This window comes from Bradyrhizobium sp. MI1.10 (assembly GCF_055811035.1).
In genome coordinates this window covers 1-4,987 of the sequence record NZ_JBVVPN010000109.1, presented here as the reverse complement: position 1 = coordinate 4,987, position 4,987 = coordinate 1, and the positions used below count along the sequence as shown (strand labels likewise).

The 4,987-nt window shown below is 58.5% G+C and carries 7 protein-coding genes and 1 pseudogene; 3 read left to right on the top strand and 5 right to left on the bottom strand.

The window, feature by feature from the left end; all coding sequences use genetic code 11:
• Nucleotides 1-204 precede the first annotated feature (204 nt).
• The 4 genes and pseudogenes from AC0L3K_RS40240 to AC0L3K_RS40225 form a co-directional block, all read right to left on the bottom strand.
• Nucleotides 205-657 (bottom strand): GcrA family cell cycle regulator, encoded by a 453-nt coding sequence (locus AC0L3K_RS40240; protein ID WP_473368172.1) that lies wholly within the window; start codon nt 655-657, stop codon nt 205-207.
• A gap of 72 nt (nt 658-729) precedes the next feature.
• A pseudogene (locus tag AC0L3K_RS40235) lies at nt 730-849 on the bottom strand (IS481-like element IS481 family transposase); the annotation flags it as partial.
• Between the two features lie 274 nt (nt 850-1,123).
• Complete coding sequence (locus AC0L3K_RS40230) at nt 1,124-1,285, bottom strand: hypothetical protein (protein ID WP_007601174.1); 162 nt, start codon at nt 1,283-1,285, stop codon at nt 1,124-1,126.
• 422 nt (nt 1,286-1,707) lie between these two features.
• A complete protein-coding gene (locus AC0L3K_RS40225) occupies nt 1,708-1,872 on the bottom strand; it encodes a hypothetical protein (protein WP_198288274.1) in 165 nt (54 codons plus the stop codon).
• Between the two features lie 831 nt (nt 1,873-2,703).
• On the opposite strand from AC0L3K_RS40225, the gene AC0L3K_RS40220 reads away from it, so the two are divergent.
• A complete protein-coding gene (locus tag AC0L3K_RS40220; protein ID WP_007601176.1) occupies nt 2,704-2,889 on the top strand; it encodes a hypothetical protein in 186 nt (61 codons plus the stop codon).
• On the opposite strand, the gene AC0L3K_RS40215 is transcribed toward AC0L3K_RS40220, so the two are convergent.
• Nucleotides 2,886-3,485: a hypothetical protein gene (locus AC0L3K_RS40215; protein ID WP_157158656.1), complete on the bottom strand. Its 600-nt coding sequence runs from the start codon at nt 3,483-3,485 to the stop codon at nt 2,886-2,888. The genes AC0L3K_RS40220 and AC0L3K_RS40215 overlap by 4 nt on opposite strands.
• Before the next feature lie 316 nt (nt 3,486-3,801).
• Between AC0L3K_RS40215 and AC0L3K_RS40210 the strand changes: the two genes are divergently transcribed.
• Together AC0L3K_RS40210 and AC0L3K_RS40205 are read left to right on the top strand one after the other, a co-directional pair.
• Nucleotides 3,802-4,023 carry a hypothetical protein gene (locus AC0L3K_RS40210; RefSeq protein ID WP_007601178.1) on the top strand — a complete coding sequence of 74 codons (222 nt, stop codon included), beginning with the start codon at nt 3,802-3,804 and terminating at the stop codon, nt 4,021-4,023.
• 11 nt (nt 4,024-4,034) lie between these two features.
• Nucleotides 4,035-4,457: a hypothetical protein gene (locus tag AC0L3K_RS40205; protein ID WP_007601179.1), complete on the top strand. Its 423-nt coding sequence runs from the start codon at nt 4,035-4,037 to the stop codon at nt 4,455-4,457.
• Nucleotides 4,458-4,987: the final 530 nt, after the last annotated feature.

The window sequence follows — 4,987 nt, the reverse complement described above, 5'->3', positions numbered from 1 at the left end:
GCTACCGTCAAACCGCGGCGCACGAAGGGGTCAAAATTGGACGCCGATGAGGGGTCAAATTTACAGGCCGATTGACAGTCAAGCCAGGAGAGGCCGACATCCATAGACAGTATCGCCGACGCGGCAAGAGAAATGGCAGCTTCTGGCCCGTTTGAGACCCTGCGATGGCGCCAAAGACGTCTGCTCATCGGGGCTAACCGGAAGTCATCGCGGAGGACTAAACCGACGCGATTGACGCGAACGGGACGAACTTGGGAAGGGGCACGACCCCCGAACCGTCGAGCCGAGCCGATACTGAGCGCAGCGCAACGACATTCGCGGTGACCTCTTAGCCAGTATTTTTGACCGCCTCAGCCAGTATCTCGTAAAGCTGCTGCTTGCTGAATTGCTTGGGCTGCTGCCTCTCCGCCGCGTTCCGCGAGATCTTCTTTGCGACTGGACCGGCGCAAGCTGCCACGACGTCGCCCTCAGCTTCGGGGTCGGCCTTATCTTAGGCGTTGCCGTGGGCAGCTTGTGACCGCGCTTTAGGCCCTGACGGGTCAGCATGCCGCAGACCGCGTTACGACTGCATCCGAGCCGGCGCGCTATCTGCGCCGCGCTATGTCCTGCGGACCAGAGCCTGATGAGGAGCCCTATGTCTTTCGCATCCCAGCCCATGGGGGATATTATAGCACCCACGGCCGAACACGCGTCAATCTAGTCTTCGTCCGGCTCGCGTACGGCCGCCGGTTCGTCGAGCTTGATCTCGGAGAAGGCGACGCGGGAATGGTCGTCTATGCAGACGTGGACGAAATCCCAGCCAGCGCCGCGTCTTTTGTTGGACCACTGGTGAGAAGAGTCGGGTCGCTGAGCCGGGACAGGTCGACCGAACGTAAAGCCCTGCATCGCGCGGAATGGCGCTCACCACCGGACAGTTCGGCTGCGCCTTCGCGCGGCGCCTGATGCACTCCGCCGAATTAACTTCCAACAGCAACATACGATTCACATATGTGGATGCTGGAACAACGTCGGCCGATTTCAGTCTCTGTTGCATCATTTTCCCGATTGGTCCGCCGACGGGCCATGATCCAAGCATGTTAGAAGGCTTGGTTGGGGGGTACACGACATGCGTGAACATCCCGGTCTAGCGGTTGACGCCATTGTGCGGCTGCATGAGCGTCAGGAACGGCTTGCGTCTCAATTGTCCGAACTGGAGTGTCTTCGGGCCCGCGTGCGCGAAGCGGAGCGGCGCGTATTGATCACCGTCGAAACCGCTCCGTCCCGTTCGCGAGCGCCATCGCGGCATACGCCTTTTCCAGTTTCCCCAGCCCGTTCATCTCTTTGAAGTTGTGGCACGCCAACTTTAGCTGCCCCTCGGCTTCGTCGGAAGGCTCTGGCAGAGGCCGCTGAGTCTTTGCGACGGTGCGGCGTTGGAACGCTTCGCTGATTACCGAGTGTTCCCGGCACACGGCCCTAAAGTGGGTAATGCAGTCGTGCCCAGCTCCCCCCAATCCCTCGAAGGCCGGGGCAACCCGGTCCACCACCATGTTTAGAGGTATTGCTATCGCGCTATTTGGGCTGACCATCCTTCGCAGCTCAATCAGGTGCTCTTCTATGGTCGAAATACTGAGCTGCGCGCAGGCTTGTGCGGGAGATTAGTCGCGGTTTTGGGTTGTAGGTAAGCCGTGATGCCATCATTCGCGCGAGGCATGCGAGCTTCCTCAACGGCTACTTCTTCAACAGTATCCCTATCCTTCCCGCCATTCGCCTCACCGATCCTGCGTGACGGCCCAGCTTGGCTGCGATCTTCGATACGCCAGCGCCTGCCCGGGCCAGCTTGGACAGTTGCTGGACCTCGCGGTCGGCCCATTGCTTTGGCTTTTGTGTTTTCATGATGCGGCGCTCAAACCTGTCGCAACTTAACCATTGCGCCTGGTTGCCGGCACTTGGGAAATTTACGGGTGGTGCCGGCCACCACGAGGCTAAGTGGTGCGGCGGCTTTCCAAAACGACAAGTCAACGATAACTTATCGACCGCTGAAACTGCGTTGTGTAGCCGCACGGATATCGTGCAGCACGCGCGGGCGTCATGTCGCTCACATCGCCCTTTTCCATCTATGGAAGGAAGACCGGGGGATGGTGGTTTTCCCTGACGATCCGACATCGTGTCGCACACTGCGGGATGCCTGCCGTGACTACATCGAAGCTATGGCCGTCGATTCGGACGAAGACGATCAGGACGACGATGGCGATGACGATGAAACCTGACTCGCAGCTCCATTTGAGGGAGTCAAAAGTCCGGCCATAATGATCTTTAAGGCAGTGAGAATTGCGATGGCGGACGCTCTGGGGGCGTTTCCCCTGGGGGCGACCGCGGATGGTGGAGCAAGCGCGCGTTCCAAGTCGTAACTGCGTGATCAGGCCAGGGCTGAAGAGGTCCTTCTCTCCGCGCCGAAATTCCTTCCCTGTATCGTTCGCGAGCACCGCATGTGCACCAAAAGGCGTGGCGGAGCCGTGGTCCGTCAGAGCACAAGGCTTCAACCAGGACGAATGTCCAGTCGGAACATTGCGCTAAATGAACAGCGTTGGCGCTCGAAACGAAAGCCAACCGCAGCAAGCGCGTATCGAGTCGCGGTCGGGAAAAACAAAAATTAGTTCTGACGCATAATCATAATGACTCCAGCGTAAAAGCAAAAAATAAGATGGGAAAACATGGGAGGCTGGAATGGAAACCGCACAGCGCTTGCGCGCGATGGCGGCGCTCTGTCGGCAGAGTGCCGCGCTTCATCCTGACAGAAGCTGGAAACTGCTCGCCGAGGCAGAATACTGGGAGCATTTGGCGGCGACTCCTCTCCCAACCGACATTGAAGGCTGTTTCACCCCTGGTCAGCATGACTTAGCTGCTGCCTAGCGCTCACCATTTGTCGTTTCGAAAATCGGATTGGGGTAAATGAGTATTCTTTGGGGCCAGTGGATGACTGCGTGTATCAACGAACGGCCGATGTGTCCGGTATGCAAACACCGGATGGCATTGGCGCGCATCTCTCCCGGCAAGTCCGGATTCGAGAAGCGCACGTTCGAATGCTCGACCTGCGAACGTACCGAGACGGCGTCGTTCGCTGTGGATCCGATGAAGACAGATGCGGTCGGTTGGCTTGCAGGCGAATTGAACCCGCCTCGGTGAGCTTGGGTGCAGTTGGTGGAGCAGCCGGATGAATGTCCAATCGGCAGCACGAACGTTGTGCTATCGTGAGTACAATGGTGTGCCGGGACCTGGGTGGCGTTCCGGATTGCAAGAGCATCGAGCGCAGTGCGATAGATTTCAGCGTTGCTGTGATCTCGAACCCGAATTGCAGAATTGTGGGACATCAGTTCTGGTCGTACCAGCGTGAGCTCTGCCGCGAGACGTTCTGTTTGGTCCGCCGCTCCTTGTCGATCTTCAAGGATCATTCCGCCTTGATGCTGGCATGTTGCATAGGTGACAAGCTCGAATTCGTAGTACGGCATGAAAGCCTCTGAACTCGCAACGCCCACTCTGAGCATAACTGCGCTCTCCATCAGGTGAATTATGGTATGTGAATGCGAAAGCTGGTTTGTGGAAGGATGCGGACCGACTTTCGACCAATGGCCATATCCGGTGATGCTGTGGCGGGCTGATGCTGTTCGCCGAAGTCCACAAAAACTGCGCCCTGACTTGCGGGCCATCTGCGTACCACCATACCGAAGCCTTGGTTGCGAGGCGCGGAGGCAGTAGCTTTGGTGCGGATCGAGGAACTTCAGAGCTGCAACAATATTCAGTCATGATCAACAAGGAGAGATCCGCATGCCGATCCAGACTGTGATGGACAGTACCGGCGACAGCCGTCACTTCTTCGACGCGGACGATGCACGAGAAGTAGCCAAGGCCGAGCAGCGATTTCGCGAGCTGACGAACGTCGGCTTCACCGCCGCGGTCCGGACCGGTTCAGGTCAGGTGTCGCGGATCCGATCGTTCGACCCCACTGCGGAAGAAACTCTCTTCTTCCCCCGGCTGGTCGGCGGCTGAATCGCTGAGCTGTGTGGCTGTTCAGGCGGTCGCGGCCGGGTGAACGCTCACGGAGGAGGGCCGCAAAGGCGCTGTTCATTCGACACGGCGCCGAGAGGACTCCGGAAGGACACGCGCTGCTACTGCTGCGGCAGTACCTCTCGCCCGTCCAGCGGCGACAATTCGCGCAGACGGGCTATTTCGATGTGGTCGGCGGCGACACGGGCAACCGCTACAGAATCTATGCGGGAGCGGCTGTGAATGTCTGCGAGATCGGCGAAAACGGCCGTCCAAGGATCGGCTTGTGTTTCCTGCCCGTTGGCGACCTTCCGATTGGAGACGTCATGCTGGCCCAGAAGATCGCGCTCGAAACGTGCGAGGGCAGCGCGCTCGCAGTAGCCCGAAAGTTCACTCCCAGCCGTTTCTTGTTCAGCCGGCCCCGCCCACTTCGCTAGCCGCGGCATTGCGTCAGTCACGTTTGGGCGTGACGTCGCCTATTGGGCCTTCGCTTCCACGGCGGGCTGCCGCTACATGTCCGTTCACGGGGCTAGACCGGAAGTCGCTAACTATCGGCCAAACCGACGCGAATGACCCAATTCAGACATCGGCCTCCCTCTCTCTCTCTCTCTCCCTCTCTCTCTTCATGTTGCAGTAGTCTTGAATTGAGACGCCCCGACCATTGTCGCGGCGCTCGTCGATTTCATATCGTCCGCCAACTAGCCCTTAGACGTTTGTCTCGCGTCGGTTGGCGCAGCGACATATCTAGAGTTCGGCGCAACCAGGAAGTCACGTCAGAGGGCAAACCGACGCGATCGGTGCGCCGTCGCGTGCGCCATTCGCAACTACAATCGATTTTTTTGCGAAGAAACGAGCCTTAGGCCTTTAGGTCCGTGATCCGCATAATCGCGACCACGTTCCCATCATTGAACGCCTGCTCCTTTGTGTCCTTGTTGCAGGTCCAGACAAAATTCTTCTTGCCGGTAAA

Coding starts and splice junctions, on each gene's coding strand:
- AC0L3K_RS40230 (WP_007601174.1), bottom strand. CDS start 1,285: ATGCCGCGATGGCGCTCGCGAACGGGACGGAGCGGTTTCGACGGTGAT.
- AC0L3K_RS40225 (WP_198288274.1), bottom strand. CDS start 1,872: ATGAAAACACAAAAGCCAAAGCAATGGGCCGACCGCGAGGTCCAGCAA.
- AC0L3K_RS40220 (WP_007601176.1), top strand. CDS start 2,704: ATGGAAACCGCACAGCGCTTGCGCGCGATGGCGGCGCTCTGTCGGCAG.
- AC0L3K_RS40240 (WP_473368172.1), bottom strand. CDS start 657: ATGGGCTGGGATGCGAAAGACATAGGGCTCCTCATCAGGCTCTGGTCC.
- AC0L3K_RS40210 (WP_007601178.1), top strand. CDS start 3,802: ATGCCGATCCAGACTGTGATGGACAGTACCGGCGACAGCCGTCACTTC.
- AC0L3K_RS40215 (WP_157158656.1), bottom strand. CDS start 3,485: ATGCCGTACTACGAATTCGAGCTTGTCACCTATGCAACATGCCAGCAT.